At 71.4% G+C, this 20,947-nt stretch carries 17 protein-coding genes and 1 pseudogene; 5 read left to right on the forward strand and 13 right to left on the reverse strand.

Annotation, left to right across the window (positions count from 1 at the left end; genetic code table 11):
* A partial coding sequence (locus ACTWPW_RS56665; RefSeq protein ID WP_443173916.1) for a phosphoketolase family protein occupies positions 1-1,967 on the reverse strand: 1,967 nt, incomplete at its 3' end.
* 54 nt (positions 1,968-2,021) lie between these two features.
* Between ACTWPW_RS56665 and ACTWPW_RS56670 the strand changes: the two genes are divergently transcribed.
* Together ACTWPW_RS56670 and ACTWPW_RS56675 are read left to right on the forward strand one after the other, a co-directional pair.
* Positions 2,022-2,144 (forward strand): hypothetical protein, encoded by a 123-nt coding sequence (locus ACTWPW_RS56670; RefSeq protein ID WP_443173917.1) that lies wholly within the window; start codon positions 2,022-2,024, stop codon positions 2,142-2,144.
* A 173-nt stretch (positions 2,145-2,317) separates the two neighbouring features.
* A complete protein-coding gene (locus ACTWPW_RS56675) occupies positions 2,318-2,746 on the forward strand; it encodes a pyridoxamine 5'-phosphate oxidase family protein (RefSeq protein WP_375108334.1) in 429 nt (142 codons plus the stop codon).
* A 25-nt stretch (positions 2,747-2,771) separates the two neighbouring features.
* On the opposite strand, the gene ACTWPW_RS56680 is transcribed toward ACTWPW_RS56675, so the two are convergent.
* Together ACTWPW_RS56680 and ACTWPW_RS56685 are read right to left on the reverse strand one after the other, a co-directional pair.
* The gene (locus ACTWPW_RS56680; RefSeq protein ID WP_443173918.1) at positions 2,772-3,755 is read right to left on the reverse strand and encodes an Acg family FMN-binding oxidoreductase; all 984 of its coding nucleotides are present in this window, start codon (positions 3,753-3,755) and stop codon (positions 2,772-2,774) included.
* A gap of 215 nt (positions 3,756-3,970) precedes the next feature.
* The gene (locus ACTWPW_RS56685) at positions 3,971-4,627 is read right to left on the reverse strand and encodes a CBS domain-containing protein (protein WP_443173919.1); all 657 of its coding nucleotides are present in this window, start codon (positions 4,625-4,627) and stop codon (positions 3,971-3,973) included.
* Positions 4,628-4,895: 268 nt separating this feature from the next.
* Between ACTWPW_RS56685 and ACTWPW_RS56690 the strand changes: the two genes are divergently transcribed.
* The gene (locus ACTWPW_RS56690) at positions 4,896-5,528 is read left to right on the forward strand and encodes a dihydrofolate reductase family protein (protein ID WP_375108337.1); all 633 of its coding nucleotides are present in this window, start codon (positions 4,896-4,898) and stop codon (positions 5,526-5,528) included.
* A gap of 3 nt (positions 5,529-5,531) precedes the next feature.
* Here ACTWPW_RS56690 and ACTWPW_RS56695 read toward each other — a convergent pair whose 3' ends face one another.
* Positions 5,532-6,335 (reverse strand): SAM-dependent methyltransferase, encoded by an 804-nt coding sequence (locus tag ACTWPW_RS56695; protein ID WP_443173920.1) that lies wholly within the window; start codon positions 6,333-6,335, stop codon positions 5,532-5,534.
* A 149-nt stretch (positions 6,336-6,484) separates the two neighbouring features.
* Between ACTWPW_RS56695 and ACTWPW_RS56700 the strand changes: the two genes are divergently transcribed.
* Positions 6,485-7,678, forward strand: coding sequence for an alginate lyase family protein (locus tag ACTWPW_RS56700; protein WP_443173921.1), 1,194 nt, complete (start codon positions 6,485-6,487; stop codon positions 7,676-7,678).
* Between the two features lie 6 nt (positions 7,679-7,684).
* On the opposite strand, the gene ACTWPW_RS56705 is transcribed toward ACTWPW_RS56700, so the two are convergent.
* The 8 genes from ACTWPW_RS56705 to ACTWPW_RS56740 all read right to left on the reverse strand — a co-directional run bounded on the left by ACTWPW_RS56705 (position 7,685) and on the right by ACTWPW_RS56740 (position 18,068).
* On the reverse strand, positions 7,685-8,236 hold the full coding sequence (locus tag ACTWPW_RS56705; RefSeq protein ID WP_443173922.1) for a hypothetical protein: 552 nt from the start codon (positions 8,234-8,236) through the stop codon (positions 7,685-7,687).
* A gap of 66 nt (positions 8,237-8,302) precedes the next feature.
* Entirely contained in the window at positions 8,303-9,091 is a 789-nt protein-coding gene (locus tag ACTWPW_RS56710; RefSeq protein ID WP_375108341.1) for an NPP1 family protein, read from the reverse strand.
* 208 nt (positions 9,092-9,299) lie between these two features.
* Entirely contained in the window at positions 9,300-11,432 is a 2,133-nt protein-coding gene (locus tag ACTWPW_RS56715) for a SpoIIE family protein phosphatase (protein WP_375108342.1), read from the reverse strand.
* Between the two features lie 196 nt (positions 11,433-11,628).
* Positions 11,629-13,341, reverse strand: a complete 1,713-nt coding sequence (locus ACTWPW_RS56720; RefSeq protein ID WP_443173927.1) for a P-loop NTPase fold protein — start codon at positions 13,339-13,341, stop codon at positions 11,629-11,631.
* Positions 13,224-14,354, reverse strand: coding sequence for a P-loop NTPase fold protein (locus tag ACTWPW_RS56725; protein WP_443173923.1), 1,131 nt, complete (start codon positions 14,352-14,354; stop codon positions 13,224-13,226). Before ACTWPW_RS56725 ends, ACTWPW_RS56720 begins: the two co-directional genes overlap by 118 nt.
* An 11-nt stretch (positions 14,355-14,365) precedes the next feature.
* Positions 14,366-15,667 carry an MFS transporter gene (locus ACTWPW_RS56730; protein WP_443173924.1) on the reverse strand — a complete coding sequence of 434 codons (1,302 nt, stop codon included), beginning with the start codon at positions 15,665-15,667 and terminating at the stop codon, positions 14,366-14,368.
* A 253-nt stretch (positions 15,668-15,920) separates the two neighbouring features.
* A complete protein-coding gene (locus ACTWPW_RS56735; RefSeq protein WP_443173925.1) occupies positions 15,921-17,828 on the reverse strand; it encodes an nSTAND1 domain-containing NTPase in 1,908 nt (635 codons plus the stop codon).
* Between the two features lie 84 nt (positions 17,829-17,912).
* The gene (locus ACTWPW_RS56740) at positions 17,913-18,068 is read right to left on the reverse strand and encodes a hypothetical protein (protein WP_375108346.1); all 156 of its coding nucleotides are present in this window, start codon (positions 18,066-18,068) and stop codon (positions 17,913-17,915) included.
* Between the two features lie 161 nt (positions 18,069-18,229).
* Between ACTWPW_RS56740 and fxsT the strand changes: the two genes are divergently transcribed.
* Positions 18,230-20,773 (forward strand): FxSxx-COOH system tetratricopeptide repeat protein, encoded by a 2,544-nt coding sequence (fxsT, locus tag ACTWPW_RS56745; RefSeq protein WP_443173926.1) that lies wholly within the window; start codon positions 18,230-18,232, stop codon positions 20,771-20,773.
* On the opposite strand, the pseudogene ACTWPW_RS56750 reads toward fxsT, so the two are convergent.
* Positions 20,727-20,947 (reverse strand): annotated as a pseudogene (locus ACTWPW_RS56750) (hypothetical protein); the annotation flags it as partial. The gene fxsT and the pseudogene ACTWPW_RS56750 sit on opposite strands and share 47 nt — an antisense overlap.

Below are 20,947 nucleotides of genomic sequence, written 5' to 3' on the forward strand. Positions count from 1 at the left end.
GTGTCGAACTCGGCGTCCTCCATGCCGTGGGGGTGCTCCGAGGGCGGTTGCAGGCGCATGAGGTCCACGACGTTGACGACGCGTACCTTGAGCTCGGGCAGGTGCTCGCGCAGCAGCGCGGCGGCGGCCAGCGTCTCCAGGGTGGGCACGTCGCCCGCGCAGGCGAGCACCACGTCCGGCTCGCTGCCCTGGTCGGTGGAGGCCCACGGCAGGATGCCGAGCCCGCGCGTGTTGTGCGCGACGGCCTCGTCCATGGTGAACAGGTCGAGCACCGGCTGCTTGCCGGCGACGATCACGTTGACGTAGTCGCGCGAGCGCAGGCAGTGGTCGCCGACCGAGAGCAGGGTGTTGGCGTCCGGCGGCAGGTAGACGCGTACGACCTCGGCCTTCTTGTTGACCACCAGGTCGAGGAAGCCGGGGTCCTGGTGGCTGAAGCCGTTGTGGTCCTGCCGCCACACGTGCGAGGACAGCAGGTAGTTTAGCGAGGCGATCGGCCGCCGCCACGGGATCCGCTTCGTGGAGGCCAGCCACTTGGCGTGCTGGTTGAACATCGCGTCGATGATGTGGATGAACGCCTCGTAGCAGTTGAACAGCCCGTGCCGCCCGGTCAGCAGGTAACCCTCCAGCCAGCCCTGGCACAGGTGCTCGGACAGCACCTCCATGACGCGCCCGCCGGCGGCCAGGTGCTCGTCGGTCTCCTCGACGGCGGCGTTCCAGGCCCGGTCGGTCGTCTCGAACACGGCCTGCAGCCGGTTGGACGCCGTCTCGTCCGGCCCCATCAGCCGGAAGCCGTGCGGGTTCCGGGCGATGACGTCGCGCAGGAAGGCGCCCAGCATCCGGGTCGGCTCGCTGGTCTGCCCGGCGGGCGACTTCACGTCGACGGCGTAGTCGCGGAAGTCCGGGAGCGTCAGCGGGCGTAGCAGCTCGCCGCCGTTGGCGTGCGGGCTGGCGCTCATGCGCAGCGGTCCCTCCGGCACCCCGTGCAGGACGGCGGGCACGGGCCGGCCGTCTCCGTCGAACAGCTCGTCCGGCCGGTACGAGCGCATCCACTCCTCCAGCATCGCCAGGTGCCCGGGGTTGTCCCGGACCCCGGACAGCGGCACCTGGTGGGCCCGCCACGTGCCCTCGACCGGCAGGCCGTCCACCTCGCGGGGCCCGGTCCAGCCCTTGGGCGTCCGGAGGATGATCATGGGGAGGCGGTCGGCGCGGCCGTCCTTGTAGGCGGCGATCTGGTCGAACACCACGTCGAGGGTGCCGGCCATCTCCTCGTGGTCGGGGCCGACCACGTGGGGGCGGTAGCCGTACCCTTCCATGAGCTTGATCAGCTCGGCTTCGGGGATGCGGGCCAGGACGGTCGGGTTGGCGATCTTGTAGCCGTTGAGGTGCAGGATCGGCAGGACGACGCCGTCCCGGAAGGGGTCGAGGAGCTTGTTGGAGTGCCAGCTCGCGGCCAGCGGGCCCGTCTCGGCCTCGCCGTCGCCGACGACGCAGGCCACCACGAGCCTGGGGTTGTCGAAGGCCGCCCCGTACGCGTGTGCCAGCGAATATCCCAGCTCGCCGCCCTCGTGAATCGACCCGGGCGTCTCCGGCGCGACGTGGCTCGGGATGCCGCCGGGGAAGGAGAACTGGCGGAACAACCGTCGCATGCCCGCCGCGTCCTGGGAGACCTCGGGATACCTCTCCGAGTACGAGCCCTCCAGCCAGGAGTGCGCCACCGCCGCCGGGCCGCCGTGCCCGGGGCCGGCGATGTAGATCATGTCCTGGGAGCGTTCGGCGATGATCCGGTTGAGGTGGGCGAAGCAGAAGTTCAGTCCGGGTGTGGTGCCCCAGTGGCCGAGGAGGCGGGGTTTGACGTGCTCGGGCCGCAGCGGCTCGGTCAGCAGCGGGTTGTCCAGCAGGTAGATCTGCCCGACGGACAGGTAGTTCGCGGCACGCCAGTAGGCATCGATGGTCTGCATCGTCGTCATGTGTCCGATGATTTCCGGCGCCTGTCCCCCGGCCTAGGGACTTTGGTCCCGACCTTGGCAGGTGAGAAGGGCACGACGGCCACGTCGGCCCCGCCGATGCCGAAGATCGCGTACCCGGTGTTCAGCTGCGGCTCGCACAGGGTCTCGCGGCCGCTGCCGCAGTACCCGCAGGTGTAGCCCGGCCACGGAGGACCTTGGTCCCTTGAGTCCCAGGTCAGGCCGCGCCGGGGTCGTCCCGGCGAGCCGCTGCGGCCCGAGTCCTTCTCCCCGTCCGCCCCGGGGCTGATCGGCGGGATCGAGGGGACTTTCGTCCCTGCTCGCGGAGGGTGCGGCGGGGTGATGCTGGAACCATGCGACTCGATACGTCCGGACTTCAGGTGCTCTCCCGCGAGGAGTGTCTGCACCTGCTGTCGTCCGTGCCGATCGGGCGGATCGTGTTCACCGATCGCGCCCTGCCCGCCGTTCAGCCGGTCAACTTCCGCCTCGTCGGCGAGAGCATCGTGATCCGTACCTCGTCCGGGTCGAAGCTGGCGGCCGCCACCCGGCGCAGCGTGGTGGCGTTCGAGGCCGACGACCTCGACCCCGCGCTGCGGACGGGCTGGTCGGTCACGGCCGTCGGGCATGCTCGCGCGGTGACCGATCCCGCCGAGCTCGCCCGGCTGAGCGCGCTGCCGCTGGTCCCGTGGGTGACCGGCGACCACGACCACTACATCGTGGTCGAGGCCGAGCAGGTGTCCGGCCGCCGGCTGACCGGCCGGCCCATCGCTGCGGCGGTCTAGCCCGCCCGGGCCGGCCGGCGGGCCCTCAGTCCAGGAGCTCGGACAGGGGGCGGCGCACCGAGCCCTTGTCGTCGAAGGTGACGCCCAACCGCATGATCATCTGCGGGTACCGGCCCGAGCAGACCTCCTGCCGGATGAACTCGCGCAGCTGGTCCATCTCCAGCGCCTGGGTGTGGAAGGCGGCGCTGACCCCGTACGCCGAGGCGTGCAGCAGGACGTGCTGGAGCGCCTGCCCGGTGTCGATCCATTCCCGGCGGCTGTCGCCCGGCGTGGTGAGCAGCGCGACGACCCCGGTCGCCACCGCGCCCTTCTGGTCCGCGCGGCTGCCCCAGTCGTGACGCCAGGCGTAGTCGCGCTGCGGGAAGTCCGGGTCGGTACGCGCTCTCCGGCGGGGATAGCCCTCGGCGGGCACGCCGTCCTTGCGGCTGCTGCCGGGAGGCCGGGCCCACCGGATCACCTCCAGGCTGAAGCGCCGGTCCTGCGCCTGCACGCCCTGCGCGGCCTGGGTGAGCGCGGCGAGCACGCCGGCCGCCGCCGGGGAGCGGACGGGCGTCAGGTCGACCCCCTCGCCGCGGGCCGCTCCGACCAGCCGCTCCACGAGCCTGTCCGGCACCGGCACGTCGGCGAAGCCCGCCCGGTGCGTACGGCGGCGCTCGATCTCGCCCGCCAGCATCCTGGTGGCGTCGTCGGCCCTGTTGTCGGCCCCGGCCCCGGCCCGCAACGTCGCCAGCAACGACGGGCGGTCCGGGTCGGGCAGGACGCGCACGACGGGTTCGAGCCCCTCGCGGCGCAGCACCGTACGCATGGTGAACAGGGCGGCGCCGCAGCTGATCAGCAGCTCCCGGCCCGAGGCGTCGCCGACGCGCAGCTGCCGGTCCGTGTCGGCCCGCAGGCAGATCTCCTCCTCCGAGATCGAGAAGGTCCAGGGCTGCGTGTTGTGCACCGACGGTGCCCAGCGCGCGGCCTCCACCGCGGCGTCCAGTACGTGTTCTGCCGAACGGGTGGCCATGACTCTCCCTCCACGGGTCCTCACACCACAGCATCACGCGGTACCCCCGCCCCGTCAGGGCCGAAGGACCCTTCCGCCGGGTACATCGGCCCTCATCGGCACGATCCACGGGAACCGTTCTCTCGCACGGCCGCGCGCACGGCTCCGGCGAACGGCGGCGGACGGCGAGTCCTCCAAGCCCACGACGACGCCGGGCCGTCCCTCATGGCCGCCTCCTACAGCAGCGGCGGGACGGCCACGAGGTCGTCCTGCTCGGAGACCACCGCGCACACCACGTCCACGACGCCCTCGACCGCGCGCGCCGCGGCCGCGGCCGCGACGACCTCCGACCGCCGGCGCACCCGCCCGCCGAGGGTCACGACCCCCTTGTCGATCTCGACGGAGTACGTGCCCGGCGCCGGGAGCGCGGCCATGATGTCGGCGATCAGCTCGTCGGCGGGACGGGAGTAGACGCGCAGCACGTCGCGCTGGTGCAGCGTGCCGACCACCCGCCCGGTGACCACGTCGATCACGGGCAGCTGCTTGATCCGCCGGTCGTGCATCAGCCGGGCCGCGTCGCGCAGGCCGGTGCCCGGCGTGACGGTGACGGCGGGAGAGGTCATGAGCTGGGCCGCCGTCAGCCCCGCGGCCTTCTCGTGCTCGCGCCGCTGCTTGCGGGATTCGAAGATCGACACGGGGTGTCGCACCGGGTCGACCTCCTTGAGCAGCAGGTCGTCCTCCGAGACGACGCCCACCGGTCGCCGGTCGGCGTCGATCACGGTGACGGCGCCCACCGCGAACCGCTTCATCGCGGCCACGATGTCGGCGAAGGACGCCTCCTCCAGCACGGCGATCGCCACACGACCCATGACGTCCTTGACTTCCATCGGCATGGTCTCCACCTCTCATCCGCTTCCACCGTCCCGCACGACGGGCTCACCCCGTAGCGGCGAAGGTCCTCAGGTGGTCGCCCAAAGGTCCCCGTACTCGGCCGGTGAACGGGCCGACTCGACACGCCGGCAGCTCCACGGAGAAGCGGACGCACGCCGTGCCGACGACCCGCCCCGGACCGGTTCCCGTGTGCCGGTAGCGCCCCATAGGAATGCCGTAAGGAATCCTTAAACGCGCCCGGGCACGCTGGAGGCACATCAAAGAGACGCGATGACCGAGACAGGGAGCAACGAGATGGCGAGCAAGCTGGTGGTGGGGACGTTCGTGTCGCTGGACGGGGTCATGCAGTCCCCCGGCGGCCCCGGCGAGGACGACTCCAACGGCTTCCGGCAGGGCGGCTGGCTGCCGCCGCACGTGGACGAGGGCTTCAACCGCATCATGGGCCCGCTGTTCGACCGCGCCGACGGCCTGCTCCTGGGCCGCAGGTCGTACGACATCCTCGCCTCGCACTGGCCGGACGTGCCGGACGAGGAGGGCGGCGCCAAGATCAACAGCATGCCGAAGTACGTCACCACGAGGACGCCGATGGCGGCCAAGTGGCGCAACACCCAGGTGCTGGTGGGCGATGCCGCCCAGACGGTCGCCGACCTCAAGCGGGACACCGACGGCGTGCTCCTCGTCCAGGGCAGCAGCGACCTCATCGGTACGCTGCAGCGCGCCGAGCTGGTCGACGAGTACCACCTGCTGGTCTTCCCCGTCGTGCTCGGCGAGGGCAAGCGCCTGTTCGCCGAGGGCACCGTCCCGGCCGGGCTGAAGCTCACCGGCTCGTCCGCCACCGACGCCGGTGTCGCCTACCTCACCTACGAGTGGACGGGCAAGCCCTCCTACAACACCCTCGTGTAGCGGTCAGGGCTTGCGCGCGACGCCGCCGAACATGAGGCGCTGGCCCACGGTCAGCGCCTCGGGAACGGCCGCGTCCGGCCGCCACCGCGGCAGGGGCACCACACCCGGCTCCACCAGCTCGAACCCGTCGAAGAAGCCGGTGATCTCCGCGACGGTGCGGAACCTGCCGGTGCCGAGGAGCGCGAGATACTTCCGCTCCGCGTCCCGGGAGTCCTGGCTGGAGTCGCAGAAGTGGGTGATGAACAGGTAACTGCCGGACGGGACCGCGGCCATGTACGCCTCGACGATGCCCCGCGGGTCCTCGTCGTCGTGCAGGTGGTGCAGGACGCCGACCAGCAGGACGCCGACCGGGCGGCCGAGGTCGACGAGGCGCCTGACGGCCTCGTCGCCGAGGACCGCCGCCGGGTCCCGCAGGTCGGCCGAGACCACCGCGGCGCGTTCGTTGTCCGCCAGCAGGGCGCGGCCCTGGGCCGGCACCATCGGGTCGTTGTCGACGTAGACCACGCGCGAGTCCGGGTTCGCCCGCTGGGCGACCTGGTGGGTGTTCTCCACCGTGGGCAGGCCCGAGCCGAGATCGAGGAACTGCGTGACGCCCTGGCCGGCCAGGAACCGTACGCCGCGGCCCAGCATCTGGCGGTTGTAGGCCGCCACGTCGTAGATCTCGGGGACGACCTTGACGATCTCCGCGACGAACGCCCGGTCGACCTCGTAGTTGTCCTTGCCGTGCAGGACGACGTCATAGGCCCGCGCGATGCTGGGCCTGGTCGTGTCGATCGCGCCGGTCCACTCGTCAGGCTGTTCGGCCACGGATGCCCACTCCTCCTGGAGACGATCAAGAAAGAGCATAGGCGTACCCGGCGTTTTTCGGCAGGGGCATGGCTCTTGTCAGGATGTGGTGTCAGGACTACGATCTCCTCACATTTTAGGAAAGTTTCCTAAATAAGGAGGCTGAGCACGTGGTCCGTCCCCGCGCCCGCGGGACCCTGTTGTTACTGGTCCTGCTCCTGATCACCGCAGCCATGTCCGCTCCCGCCACCGCCGGGGCCCGCAGCGCGCCGGCCACGTTCGCGCATCCGGGCGTGCTCGTCAGCCGGGCCCAGCTCGACTTCGTCCGGTCCAAGGTCAACGCCGGCGCCCAGCCGTGGAAGGCCGCCTACGACCAGATGGTGGCCAGCAGCCTGGCCTCGTTGTCGCGCACCCCCAAGCCGCGCGCCGTCGTGGAGTGCGGCTCGTACTCCAACCCCAATTACGGCTGCACCGACGAGCGCCAGGACGCGCTGGCGGCCTACACCGACGCGCTGATCTGGTACATCTCCCGCGACAGCCGGTACGCGCAGAAGGCCATCGAGCTGATGGACGCCTGGTCGGCCATGATCACCGACCACACCAACAGCAACGCGCCGCTGCAGACCGGGTGGGCCGGCTCGTCCTGGCCCCGGGCGGCCGAGATCATCCGCTACACCTACACCGGCTGGTCCGCCACGGGCGTCAGCCGCTTCGCGACCATGCTCAGGAACATCTACCTCCCCGAGGTCATCAACGGCCGGCCGAGCACGAACGGCAACTGGGAGCTGTCCATGATGGACGCGGCCATCGGGATCGCGGTGTTCCTGGAGGACCGGGCCGCCTACGACAAGGCCGTGAGCACATTCCGGGCCCGCGTGCCCGCCTACATCTACCTCACCGCCGACGGCGCCCTGCCCAGGGGACCGGCCGGCAGCGGCATCGACACGCGGGCCGAGATCATCGCGTACTGGCAGGGCCAGGAGACGTTCGTCGACGGGCTGTCCCAGGAGACGTGCCGCGACCTCACCCACACCGGCTACGGGCTGGCGGCGATCGCGCACATCGCCGAGACGGCCCGGATCCAGGGCCAGGACCTCTACCCTGAAATCGCCGACCGCCTGCGGCACGCGCTCGGGCTGCACGCCAAGTACCAGCTCGGCGCGGCCGTCCCGTCGTGGCTGTGCGACGGCGCTCTCACGCTGGGCCTGGGCCCGGTCACGGAGGTCGGCTTCAACGCCCTGCACCACCGCATGGGCATCGCGATGACCAACACCCAGACCCTCACCGAGCGGCAGCGCCCGGCGGGCACCAACAACCTCTTCGTGGCCTGGGAGACCCTCACCCACGCCGGCAACCCCAACTGAGGCCTCCTACACCACCACGCCGCCGCCGCCCGGCAGTCCGGCCAGGTCGGGCACCACCCGCGGGAGGCCGCGCAGCCACCCCTCCAGGTCGGCGGGCCACCACCGGCCCGCCGACAGCCGGCCCAGCTCCGCCGCCACCGCGGCCGACGAGGCGTGCACCGGCACGACCCGTACGGGCGCGGCCCCCGCCAGCACCCCGAGCCACCAGTGCCGCCAGGTCTCGGCCAGCCCGTCGGGGTCCAGCACCAGGTAGTAGTCGGGCAGCACCAGCCGGCCCGCGCGCAGCTCGCCCAGCGCGGCCTCGACGGCCACCTCCAGGCCGCCGGTGATCCCGGTGCCGTCGAAGTAGGCGGCCCACGCCGCGGCCACGTCGGCCAGCGGGTCGGCGTCGTGCACCACGTACGTGGCCGCCGACCGTCCCGCGAGCTCCATCACCTCGGCCGGCCCGCGTTCGCCGCGCGGGATGGCCCGCACGTTGTGCAGCCCGTCCAGGCCCGCGACCACGTCCCCGGCGGCGTCCCCCGCCACCACGACCACCGTACTGGTCAATCGCCGCATATCGGGCAGTTTAGCGCTCGTGTCCGATCCGGCCGGCCGAGGGGAGCCCCGGCCGGCCGCGCCGTCTCAGGCGTAGGGATCGAACGGGATCCCCGCCGGCTTGGCCTTCGCCAGCTCCCCGTTGAACGAGGAGTCCTTGAGGCCGAAGCTCGCCGAGCCGAAGTCGTGCGCGACCAGGCGGTCGCGGAACCCGGGCGGGTAGCCGTCCCAGCCGACCAGCGGCGGGAACTGCCACGTGCCCTTGTGGTTCTCCGGCTGCTCGGTGGCGCTCGCGAAGCGGAACGCGTGGGTGGAGAGCCCGTCCTTGTGGTAGATGATCTTCGGGTGGGTGCCGGTCTCGTCCCAGGGCAGCTGCGAGCGCGCGCGTACGCTGTAGGCCCCGTGCGCGGACGCCGCCACGTACTGCGCGGTGCCGTCCTGGACCCAGACCACGACGTGCTCCCAGTCGTGCCGGTGCCCGCAGCAGCCGGGCAGCGTCTGGTCCTTCTCGAAGTAGAGCGCGTACACGTACGCGCACCAGCCGTTGTTGCACTTGGAGCGGGAGTAGGAGTTGGTGTTGTCCAGGTCGGACAGGTCGTGGCACTGCCCGTTGACCGCGCCGCCCAGCGCCAGTCCCGGTGCGATGGTGCCGTCGCGCCCGATGGCGGGCGTGGGGTAACAGCCGTCCCCGTCGTAGTCGAACGCCGGCTGGTACGTACGGTCTTCCGGCGGCGCCACCCCGTCGAGGGCGGTGGGCGGGGCGGCGTGGGCGATTCCCGGGACGGCCACGACGATCGCCGCCGCGGCCACCAGGGCGCGCAGGGCGAACGATAATCTCCGCGGACGCCGTCTCACGTGGGTGCTGTCATCGGGCATGGCGAGTCTCCTGCCGGGATCGGCGGTGGGGGGACCTGTCGATCATGCCTCCATGAGACGACGGCGGATCCGCGCCGTCCAATGCCTGCGGGCGAACATCAGGCAGCCAGTGGTACGACGTGGGGAAACGGCCGGTGAACCCGGCTCACAGGGTCCCTTGCGCACCCTGGCCACCGCAGTCCTTCGCGCTCCCCCTGCCGGGGCGCGGTCAGGAGTGGCCGGACCGGTGTTCCAGGAGCAGCAGCGCGATGTCGTCGATCCGTCGCGCGCCGTGCGGGATGTCGTCCAGGAGACTGTCGCAGAGCTCCGACAGCGGCTGGTTCGAGGCTCGGGTCAGGTGGTCGGCGACCTCCCCGATGGCCTCGTCGAGGTCGACGCCCGGGGTTTCGACGAGCCCGTCGGTGTAGAGGGCCAGCAGGGCGCCCGGCGGGAACGGCACCTCCGTGGTGGGGTAGTGAATGTTGTCCTCCACGCCGAGCAGCAGCCCCACCGGCACGTCGATGATCTCGCCCGGCGCGTTGGGCGGGCGCAACAGGGGCGGCGGGTGACCGGCGCTGGCCGCGCTGAGGGTGCGCAGCCGCAGGTCGACCTGGACCAGCAGGCAGCTGGCGAACAGGTCGGTCTCGGTCTCGATGAGCAGCCGGTTGGTGTGCGTGAGCACCTCCCCGGGCTCGGCGCCGGCCGCGGCATGGGCGCGGATGGACGTACGCACCTGCCCCATGAGGGCGGCGGCCGTGATGTTGTGCCCCTGGACGTCGCCGATGACCGCCATGGCCAGCGAGTCGCTCAGGCGGATGAGGTCGTAGAAGTCGCCGCCGATGCCCACGCCGCGGGTGGCGGGCAGGTAGCGGGCCGCCGCCGCCAGGCCGGGGATCTCGGGCAGGCGCCTCGGGAGCAGCACCTCCTGCAGGCTCTGGGCGAGCCGCTCCTTGGCGTCGTAGAGAAGGGCGCGGTCGAGGGCCTGGGACATCAGCCCGGTCAGGGTGGTGAGGCCGGCGCGGTCCTCACCGCTGAACGAGCGGGGGGTGCCGAAGGCGAGCACGCAGCTGCCGATCCGGCCCTCCGCACCCGCGAGCGGCAGGAAGGCCCAGGCGGACATCTGGTCGTAGTGAGCGACGTACGGGTACATCTGGCGTAGCTCGCTCCGGTTGGCGAAGAACATGGGGACGCCGGTCCGCAGGACGCGTTCGGAGGGCGTGGGCGTGGTCAGCGGCAGCCCGTCGAACCGGTCGAGGACCTCGCTGTCGTACCCCCGGCTACCGATGATCTTCAGCTTGCCGCACTCGGCTATCACCACCGCCATCGCCTGGACCTCGAACACGGGCATGACGTGGTCGGCGAACAGATCGATGATCTCCCGTACCTTCTGCGCCCGGGTCAGGGCCGCCGCGAGGTGCACGAAGTTGTAGAAGACCTCCGGTCTGGGCAGGCCGTGGGCGCGGGAGCCGGTCTCGTGCGCCGGCGGCTCCTGGTCCCGCAACGGAACAAGCGTGAGGCGCAGGCTGATGCCTGACGAGTCCGGATAGAGATGACACTCCAGCTCGCGGCCGTCCGGGCGGCGGGCCACGCAGCGGGCCATCTCCTGGCTGACCACCGCCGCCCGGCAGCGATCCTCGAACAGCGGGTCCTTCAGCCAGGCCATCACGTCCCAGAGCGTCCTGCCCAGCAGCCCGGACACGTCGCCCCCGAGGAGCTCGGCCGCCGTGGCGCTGACGAAGGTGATGCGGCCCTCCAGGTCGAGGGCGACGCATCCCTCGTGCAGGCGGTCCAGATAGGTGAAGGCTCCGGCGGCGTGCTCGGGATCCGGGGTCTGCTTCGGCGCGGGGGTGAGGACGCGCGGTTCGCCGGAGGGGTGCGGCGGCTGTCCTTCGCTGTCGGCCTGCCTCAGCAGGTCGCCCAGCTTCCGGCTCGCCAGGTCGATGACGTCCATCTCCTGGGCGTTCAGGTCGGGCGGGTGCGACGGGGGCCACATCAGCACCCAGCAGCCCCAGACCCGGGCCCCGGTCTGGATCGGCACCGCGGCCGCCGCGAACGAGTACGGCAGGGCGAGGGCCGTCGCGGGGAAGCGGCGGGCCATGTCCTGGTGGCTGGGGACCCAGATCAGGTGCCGCTGGCGGACGGCGGCAGCGGCCGGGACGCAGGCGTTCAGCCTGACCCGGGTCCACGGCCGGACGATCTGCGCGGGCAGCCCGATCTCCGCCTCCATGAGGAGCACCTGGTCGGTCTCGTTCAGGAGGTAGATCGCGCCGATGTGCGCACCGGCGGCACTGACCGCGTCGCAGAGCACCTCGTCCAGCGCGGACGCATGCCGTTCAGCGGTCCCTTCGACCTGGCTCGGCACGGCTCAGCAGGCTCCACTCCGCACCGGCATCGACAGGGCCTTCCACGAACCAGTCATACGGCCAACGATAGGCGCCCGCGTCCACGGCAAGACGGCCCATGGCGGGATTCTGGTCGCACTTTGACACGAGCATCGATATTTCGGGCATTAAATCGGCAAGTTCGTCTTGACTCCATAATTGGGACATCCCCGCAGATCAGGCAGGAGACCGCCTCGCGAAGTGCTCCAGGATGAGTTCGTGGCAGAAGCGGTAGGTGTCCTCACCGGCCTCCTTCAGCAGCCCCGCCTCGACCAGCGCGCGCAGGGCGCCGGTCACCTCGATCCCGCGCAGGCCGCTCTGCCGGAACACGCTCCTGACGCCCGCCGCCTCACTGGAGAAGGTCTCCCCCGGCCCGTGTTTGGGATCCCGGGCGAGCCCGCGCAACGCCTCGGCGAGCTGGTCGGCCGTGAACTCCTCGGTGGCGCAGCGGCGCAGCGCGCGGTTCACGTACCAGGGGATGAAGTCGACCGGGTCCGGCGGCAGGTCGTCGATCCAGGAGGACGAGGCCAGCAGCATGGCCAGCGCCTCCGGTGAGCGGATGAACCCCTCCGGCAGGCGCAGCCGGCCGTAGTCGGCCCCGTGCGCGGTGAGATGCCGGCGCAGCCGGGCCGCGGCGTCCTCCTCGGGCACGCCGAGGAGCTCCACGACCGTGAATCCGCCGCGTACCAGGCGGTCGTGCGCGATCCTGCCGGTGTCGGTGACGATGACGCGTGTGCCGGTCTGTCCCTGCCACATCAGCAGTTCCTGCACCAGGCTCGCCCGCGCGGACGGGCTCGGCAGCTCGTCCAGGCCGTCGAGCACGCAGAGCACGTTCTCCCTGATCACCAGGCTGAACGCCTCCGAAAGTGAGAGGCGGTACTGGTCCACCACCGCGTGCGTGAGCCGCAACTCCAGGGTGCCGCTCCGCTCTCTGAGGGAGCGTACGGGCAGGTAGACGGGGGTGGCCCCGCCCTGCGCGAGCAGCCGCCGGATGATCCGCGCGCAGAAGGTGGTCTTGCCCGACCCCCGCGCACCCGTGAGCAGCAGCCCTTCGTTCCTCCAGAGGCCCATGACCTCCTCCGGTGTGACCCGCCGGGCCTGCGGCTCCGGGCCGACGCGCGCCAGCGAGGGCAGTAGCTCGCCCTCCTCGCCCACCACCAGGTCGACGCGCCGGCCCAGCCGCTCCAGGAACACCGACGACGGGACCGCCCCGCTGACGGGGTCCCGGGGCAGGCTCTCCTCCGGGGCGACCTCGTCGCTCTGCCGCGGCAGCGGCGAGGCCTTGACCAGGTCGATGTAGGAACTGACGTCCCCGGGCACCGCCCGCTTCATGCCGAGCAGGCAGCGCACGATCCCCAGCGGCAGCGGGTTCCAGTCGGGCAGCTGGTCGGTCGAGGCCGTCTCCAGGTCCTCGGCGATGCGGTTGAGCAGGGTCGAATCGCCGCTCAGCCGGTCGTAGAAGTCCTTGTCGGCGTCCCGGATGAGCAGGACGGCGGCCAGGATGCACAGGTCGTAGTCGGCCAGCCCCCTGGCCCTGGCCACCCTGTCCTGGAGGATCAGGACGTTGACGAAGCGCTTGACCGTGCGCGGGTTGCGCGGCAGCCCGATGGCGAGCAGGTCTCTTGCGGGCCGGATCTGCTCGCGCAGCAGGCTGTCCAGGTAGTCGTGGAAGGCCGGGTCCGGCAGCCGGGGCATCTCGAAGGGGAACTGCACGATCTTGTCGAGGTAGTTGTCGACCGGCATGTCCTGATATTTGCTGCGAACGGCTGAGATCAGCGGCTCTTTCGCCACTGCCAGGAAGAACACGCAGTTGTCGCGGTTGAAGTGCAGCTTGAGGGCCTCCAGCAGGGCCGTGATCTGCTCGCCGTCGCACCGGTCGAGGTCGTCGATGAAGACGACGAGCCTGCTCTTCCCCCGGGCCCGCAGGGCCTGCGCGATGAGCGTGCCGAGGTGCTCGTCCAAGCGGGTGCGCTCGGAGCGGACGCGGAAGTTCGTCTCGTCGTAGGAGTCGAGGCTCTTGCGTACGTCGGTGACGCTGATCCGCAGGGAGGCGGTGAGCACGAGCGAGCCGAGCACCTCGGAGATGGTTTTGAGGGTACGGCGCACGTCTCGCGCCGGGTGAGCCCGAGCTGGGTGACCATGCCGTGGAGCAGGGGCAGCACGGGGTTGCCGTCGTACTGGTGCGGCCAGGGATCGAACCACACGTGCGCGCAGTGGGGATGCTCTGTCTCCACCACCTTCCGTACCTGTTTGAGGAGGGACGTCTTGCCCGTCCCCCACTCGCCGAAGACGCCGACGACCAGAGGAGGCGCGGCCGAACCGGCCAGCATGGCCAGCTCCCTGACGTACTCCTCGCGGCCCAGTCCGTCGGCCTCCACGGGCTCGTCGCTGTGGGTGAACTCCTCCTGTCCCGGAGCGGCCGGCGCCCCCTGCGTGGCCTCCGGCACGAGACGCCGCCGCCGCATCACCAGGGCGACCCCCGCCGCCACGAGCAGCAGCAGGACGCCGCCCACCGGCACGGCCCAGTAGCGGGCGAGCCACGACGCCTCGGTGATCCGCACCTGTTTCCTGGCCAGGCCGCTCTCGGCGACCAGGACCAGCTCTCCCGCCACGGCGCGGCCCGGCCCGGCGCGGCGCAGGACGATGTCGGTGACGCCCCCGGCGGGCAGGCGCACCACGGCGGGCCCGGAGACGGCCAGCACCTTGGCGACCGGCCCGGTCAGGCGCACCTGGGCGTCCACCGCGGGCCCGGGATTCGCCACCGCGACCCGCCACGGCCCTTTCTCCCCCACGGGAATGGTCAGGGAGCCGCTGTCGAGGAACGCGGGCGCCGCGGTCATCGCGGCGAGCACCGGCACGAGAATGGTCACCAGGACCATGCGCAGCAAACCCGCAGCCGCCATGCGTCAATTATTCAGGCGGTCACCTTTCTTGTGGCCCAGTTGGGGGACAGACTTTTCCGGAAAGGCGGCACCACGGTCATGGACAATGCGACGACCACCATGGCCAGGGCGAGCGTGCCGACGGTGAGCCCGGCTCCGGCCCGCTCGTAGAACACGGTGAACAGCGGCGGGCCGAGCGCCGCGACCCCGTAGCTCACCAGCCGGGACACCCCGACCACCCGAGCCGTCATGTGGTGGGGCACGTCGCTGAGCACGGTCCTGATGGTGACGTTGCTCAGCCCGCCGGCCAGCCCGATCATCAACAGCGCCACCGCGAACGCGAGCGGCGCGATCCCGGTCACGGCGGTGAGGAGCAGCGCGAGGGAGCACATCCAGGCGTGGACCAGCAGCATGGACCTGCCGTGCCGGGTGAGCCCCACCCATTCGGCGAATATCGCGGCCGACATCCGGCGGGACGCCTTCTCGTGGATCTTCCGGGAAATCCTGCGGCGCCGCGGGGAAATGAGCCCGCCGATGATTCCGCCGACGCCGGAAGCCGACAGAATCGTGCCGATGACCGCCGGGTTGAGCCCGCCGCCGGTCATGTGGGAAATGGACACCACGGTCAGCGACTGCACGATGAGATTGATGAGCGCGGTCAGGATCGTGGCCGACCTGATGAACGGGTGCCGCCAGACCTCGCGAAAACCCATGACGGTCTCCCGCAACATGGGCCGCCGCTCCCCGGTCTCCGGACCCGGCCCGGTCTCCGGGGCCGCTCGGGGCGGGCGTACCAGAACCCCCGCCGACATGGCGAAGAAGAACGCGTTCGACAGGAACGCGGTGAGCGGGCCGAGCGCGTACAGGGCGCCGCCGAGCGGACGTCCCGCCAGGGCGATGGCGTGCACGGTGGTCTCGTGCATGGCCAGCGCGGTGTGCAGCCTGGCCTGCCTGGCCGTCGTGGTAACCAGCGCGGCCTCGGCCACCGAGGTGACGACCGCGAGACCACCCTCCAGGAAGGCGACCGCGAGCAGGTGCTCGATGCGCAACATCCCGGCCAGCATCGTGCCGCACAGCAGGGCCATGAGCAGCGCCCGCAGCGCCTCGCTCCACAACATCACGCGCCGCGGCCCGAGCCGGTCACTGATCGTCCCGGCGGGGAGGTAGCACAGCAGACCGGGCAGCATGGAGGCGAACACGACCCACCCCGCCCAGGCGGCCGAGCCGGTGAGAGCCATCGCGAGCAGCGGGTAGATGACGCTCAGGGTGCGGGTGCCGAGCATGGACAGCGCCGAAGCGCTCCATGACCGCACGAAACCCTGAGAGGCCACCACCGTCGCAGCTCCCGCCAGCTGGATCTTGGGGAAATGTGTTCCGCGTTCCCTTTGAGGAGAGAGACGGCGGGAGGCTTCAAATATATACGGCAAGGCACCCGCCCAGGCGCACGCCGCACCCGCCGCGCACCTCGGTGGTCGAGCGCATGGGCGCACGGGTCGCGGCACGCGCCGAGCGCGGCACACGGGTCGCGGCACACCGGGCGCGGCGCACGAATGACGGCGGGAGGGGCGGCGGGTAGGTAGGGGGCGGTTATTCGCTCAGGCGGTCGGCTTCGGCGGCGAGGCGGGGTGGGAGGTGCGTTCGGGCGCCGGGCTCGCGCGCACGCCGCGCCAGCCGGACCGCCTCGCTGTGCTTGCCCGCCGCCACCATCACCCGCGCCGCGCGCAGCAGGGTCGGGCCGTCCTGTTCGGCGTCCATGGGCGGGATGGCGCGTACGGCCTCCGAGACCTCGCCCTTCTGGGCCAGCGCGAGCGCGTAGGCGGCCTGCGCCGAGGGCTGCTGGAGCGGCCCGGCCCGTTCCAGGTCGCGCAGCGCGCGCTCGGGCCGCTGCAGGTCGGACATGATCTCGCCCCGGGCACGCAGCGCCTCCGTGGCGTTGCCCGCCACGGCCAGTACGCCGTCGAGCACGTCCACCGCGCCGCTCTCGTGCCCGCTGTAGTACAGCGCCCAGGCGAGCTCGGTCTGGATGGTCGCGTCGTCAGGGCTGCGCCGGCAGGCCGCCCGCAGGTCCTTGATCGCGTCGCCGAAGGCACCCTGCCGGATGAGGACGCGGCCGGCGGCGGTGAGCAGGGTGGCGACGGCGACATCGCCGCCCCGCGCGGTCGCGTGGCTCTGGGCGGCCAGGCGGTAGTGAGCGACCGCGGCGTCCAGGTCCCCGCCGTGATAGGCCACGTCGCCGAGGAACGACCGGATGACGGCCGTCAGCGGTCCGGCCCTGGGCGCCGCGGCGAGGGCCGCGCCGGCGTGCCCGGCCGCCACGTCGAGGTGCCCCAGCCGCAGTGCCGTTTCCGCGACCCGCAGCTCCCCGGCGGCGTCCGCGGGGCCGCGCGGGAGCGAGCCGGACCCGCTCAGCAGCAGCGCGGCGGCCAGCCGGTCGTCCCAGAGCCGGTGCCATGGGCCGCCGTCGCCGGGCACGGTGCGCAGCAGGCGGTGCTCGACGAGGGCGTCGATCACGGACTCGGGCAGCCCGCCCTCCCCCGGGGACACGGGCCCGGCGAACGTCTCCCGTACCTGGGCCCTGAGCTTGCCCGTATCACCGTGAAAGTAGTCCGCGGCCACCTCGCCGAGCAGCCGGTCGCAGTGGTCGGCGATCACCCGGTCCACGTCGGGCGGGCGGGTGACGTACGCCGCGCCGTCGGGCAGGGCCGCGCAGGCGAGCTGGAGGAGGAGCGGCTGGACCCGGACGCGCCGCTCGCCGCGTACGGTGCGCAGGTCGTCCACGAGCGCCTCGGCCACCCCGGGGGCGAACCCGCCGCCCGTGGTCTCGACCGGCAGGCGGCACGCGTCGAGCGCGGCCCCCACCGGCAGCGGGGGCAGGCGGAAGTGCCGGGCGCGCGCGAGGCCGGGATGCCGGACGAGGTCGTCGAGGTGCTCCTCGTTCACCACGACGAGCAGGCGCAGCGACAGCTCGCTGTCGAGCGCGTCGGCGAGTTGCGCCAGCAGTTCCGCGCGGTGCCGCTGCCACGCCGCCGGCCCTGCGAAGGCGTCGTCCACGTGGTCGATCGCGGCCAGCAGCGGCAGCGGGTCTCCTGAGGGCACCCGTCTCGGCGGGTGCTTGCCCAGGAAGCCGGCGACCGTCTGCCCGACGAGCTCGGTGGGCGCCTGGTAGGGCGACCAGGAGGAGAGCAGGGCGAGGACGAACGGGTTCTCGTTCTCCTGGACGAGGGCGGCGGGCACGCCGGGCCGGTGCCGGAGGCCGCCGACGGGCAGTACGTCGTTCCCGGCGGGGTCGAGCAGCGGCAGCACCCCGGCGGCCAGCAGCGACGACTTACCGCATCCCGCGGACCCGTACAGGATGGTGACAGGGTGGGTCCGCCACGCGCGGGACAGCTCCTTCGCCTCCCGCTCACGCCCGAAGAACCGGACGGCGTCCTCCCTGCGGAAGGCGCGCTCCCCGGGGAACCGGTTGCCCCTCGACTCCATCACTGTCCCGCCCATCGCCGCGATTCAGCCAGCGATTCGCGCGCTTTTCGCAGGCGAATGGCGATTGCTTTCGATCATTACCAGGTTCGTGACCGGGTTTCAGATGGCCGAATTCCACCCCTGAACCGCTGTTTCATCCGATGCCTCGGCCAGCCGCCGGTAGGCACTTCTGAGTGCGGGGGATTGCATGTCCTTCAGAACTTCGAGGTCGAAGTCGCTGATATCCAGGAGCTCCGCACAGATTCTCTCGCCCATTCCGTGTCCCTCGCCGTCAGTTATGGACATCCGGAAACCGCACGCCCGGCCGAGCGTGTGACCTACTAACTTATATGTGATTCTGTGACGCTAGGTGCGTTAAATCAATCCTAGGATGGAATTCCTGGGAAAACGGCTGGCGGAGACTGGCGGAGGCCCACGTGGACGAGCGAGCGAACGAGCGGGCGACGAAGATGCCCCCGGTCTGGGGCAGGGTACCCCCGCGCAACAGGAACTTCACCGGTCGCGAGGCGCTGCTCAGCCGCCTGGGCAAGAGCATGGCGGGCGGTGCCACCACGGCCGTGGTGGCGCACTCGCCCGTGCCGCAGGCCTTGCACGGCCTGGGCGGTGTGGGGAAGACGCAGCTCGTCACCGAGTACGCCTGGCGCTTCCGCAGCTCGTACGACGTGGTCTGGTGGATCGCCTCCGACCAGCCCGCCCTGGTCCCGGCCACGCTCGCCGCCCTCGCCCCCGAGCTCGGCCTGCCCTCGGCGAACGTGGTGGGCATCGACGAGGCCGCCGTGGCCGTGCGCAAGGCCCTGCAGCAGGGCACCCCGTACGACAAATGGCTGCTGATCTTCGACAATGCCGACGAGCCGGAGTCCATCAAGGACTTCATCCCCGACGGCGGGCCCGGGCGGGTTCTCATCACCTCCCGTAACAACCGCTGGACCACGACCAGCGAGAGCGTCGCCGTCGACGTCTTCGAACGCGACGAGAGCCTGGCCTTCCTCCGCAAGCGGCTGGAGCGCGAGCTGCCGAGGGACGAGGCGCACCGGCTGGCGGAGGCGCTCGGCGACCTCCCGCTGGCGCTGGAGCAGGCCGCCGCCCTGCAGCTGATGACCGGGATGCCCACCGAGGAGTACATCGAGGCGCTGGAGGAGCAGACCCGCCCGCTGCTGGCGCTGGGCAAGGCGACCGAGTATCCGCACTCCATGACGGCGGCCTGGCAGCTGTCGGTGCAGGCGATCGAGGAGCGCATGCCGGAGGCCGCGACCGTGCTGCGCTGCCTGGCGTTCTTCGGGCCCGACCCCATCCCCCGTGACGTCTTCCGCCGCGGCAACAAGGTGTCCGAGGCCACCAGCATGGCCCCGATCCTGGCCGACCCCCTGCTGCTGAACAAGGCGATCGGCGAGCTGAACAGGTTCGCCCTGATCAAGGTGGAGCCGAGCACCAGGACGATCACGGTGCACCGGCTGATCCAGAGCCTGCTGCGCGACTCCGTGAGCGCCGACCAGCGCGAGAGCCTGCGGCACGAGGTCCACCTGCTCCTCGCCGGGAGCGCCCCGACCTCGCCCGAGGACACCGCCAAGTGGCCGGCCTTCGGCGAGCTGCTGCCGCACGTGGAGCCGTCCGGGCTGAGCTCCTGCTACGCCGAGCCGTCCAGGCGGACCTGTCTGGACGTCGTCCGCTACCTCTACCGCGTCGGTGACTACCGTGCTGCCAGGAACCTCGGCGAGGCGCTGCGGGCGGCGTGGACGGCGCAGCTCGGCGTCGCGGACCCGCACGTGCTGCGGCTGCGCCGGCACCTGGCGAACACCTTGTGGCAGCTCGGCGAGTTCACCGAGTCCCGCCTGATGAACGAGGAGACGCTGGAGCTGATGCAGGAGACGTTCGGCGCCGACCACGAGGAGACCCTCGCCGTCGCCAACTCCTACGGCAGCAACCTGCGCGCCCTGGGCGAGTTCGAGCGCGCCCGCAGTCGCGACGACGAGTCGCTGCTGGCCTACGAGAGCAAGTTCGGGCCGACCCACCCGGGCGCGCTGCGCATGCTGCACAACCTCGGGCTGGACCACGCGCTGCTGAGCGACCACCTCAAGGCCAGGGACCTGCTCAAGCTCACCTATCTGGAGATGAGCAGCGCCACGAAGGGCATCAGCCCGTGGGACGTGCAGAACGCCTGGAACTGCCTGGCCCTGGTGGTGCGCCTGTGCGGCGACTTCGAGGAGGCCTGCGACCTGGCCGAGGACGCCTACGCGTACGGCCTGCGGGAGCTGTCGCCCGAGCATCCGCTGACGCTGAAGGCGTCCAAGGAGCTGTCGATCGCGAAACGGGCCGCCGGTGACCTGTCCACCTCGCTGGAGCTCATCCAGGACACCTACTCCAGGATCGAGAAGGTGCTGGGGCCGAACAACCCCGACACGATGGCGTCGGCGATGGCGCTGTCGAACACGCTGCGCGAGGCGGGCCGCCTGGACGAGGCGTTCGTGCTGGCCAAGGAGACGATGACGCGTTATCGCACCGTCTACGGCAACCAGCACCCCTACACCTACGGTTGCCAGAGCAACCTGGCGCTGCTCTACCGGCTGCGCGGCAACGCGGCGCGGGCGCTGGAGGAGGACACCGACGCCTACAAGGGCCTGCTCGACCGGCTCGGCCCCAAGCACATCTACACCTTCACCGCGGCCGTCAACCGGGGCGGCGACCTGGCCGCGCTCGGCGATTTCGCCGCCGCCTGCCGCCAGGACCACGAGACCGTGGAGCTGCTGGCGTCGTCGTTCGGCGAGCGCCACTACCTGACGCTGTCGGCCACCGTGAACCTCGCGCTCGACCTGCGGGCGTCCGGGCGGGAGGAGGAGGCTGAGCGGCTGACCGGGGAGACGCTGTCGGCGTACCGGGAAGCGTTCGACCCCGACCATCCGCACCTGCTGCGCGCGCTCAAGGGCGAGCGGGCTTCGTGGGACTTCGACCCGCCGCCGCTGTGACGTGCGGGTGCTTGGCCTCGAAGGCGGCCCGGTGCTCGGCGTGCTCCCACCGGGCCTGCTCCAGCGCCGCCGGCGGCACCGGCTCGGCCGACCAGGCCGAGAGGGTGCGCCGGGCGGCGATCACGAAGGCCCCGCCTTCGGTGGTCAGCCGTCCGCTGGACAGTAGCGTCTCCG

Source organism: Nonomuraea sp. KM90 (genome assembly GCF_052246675.1).
Lineage (GTDB): Bacteria > Actinomycetota > Actinomycetes > Streptosporangiales > Streptosporangiaceae > Nonomuraea.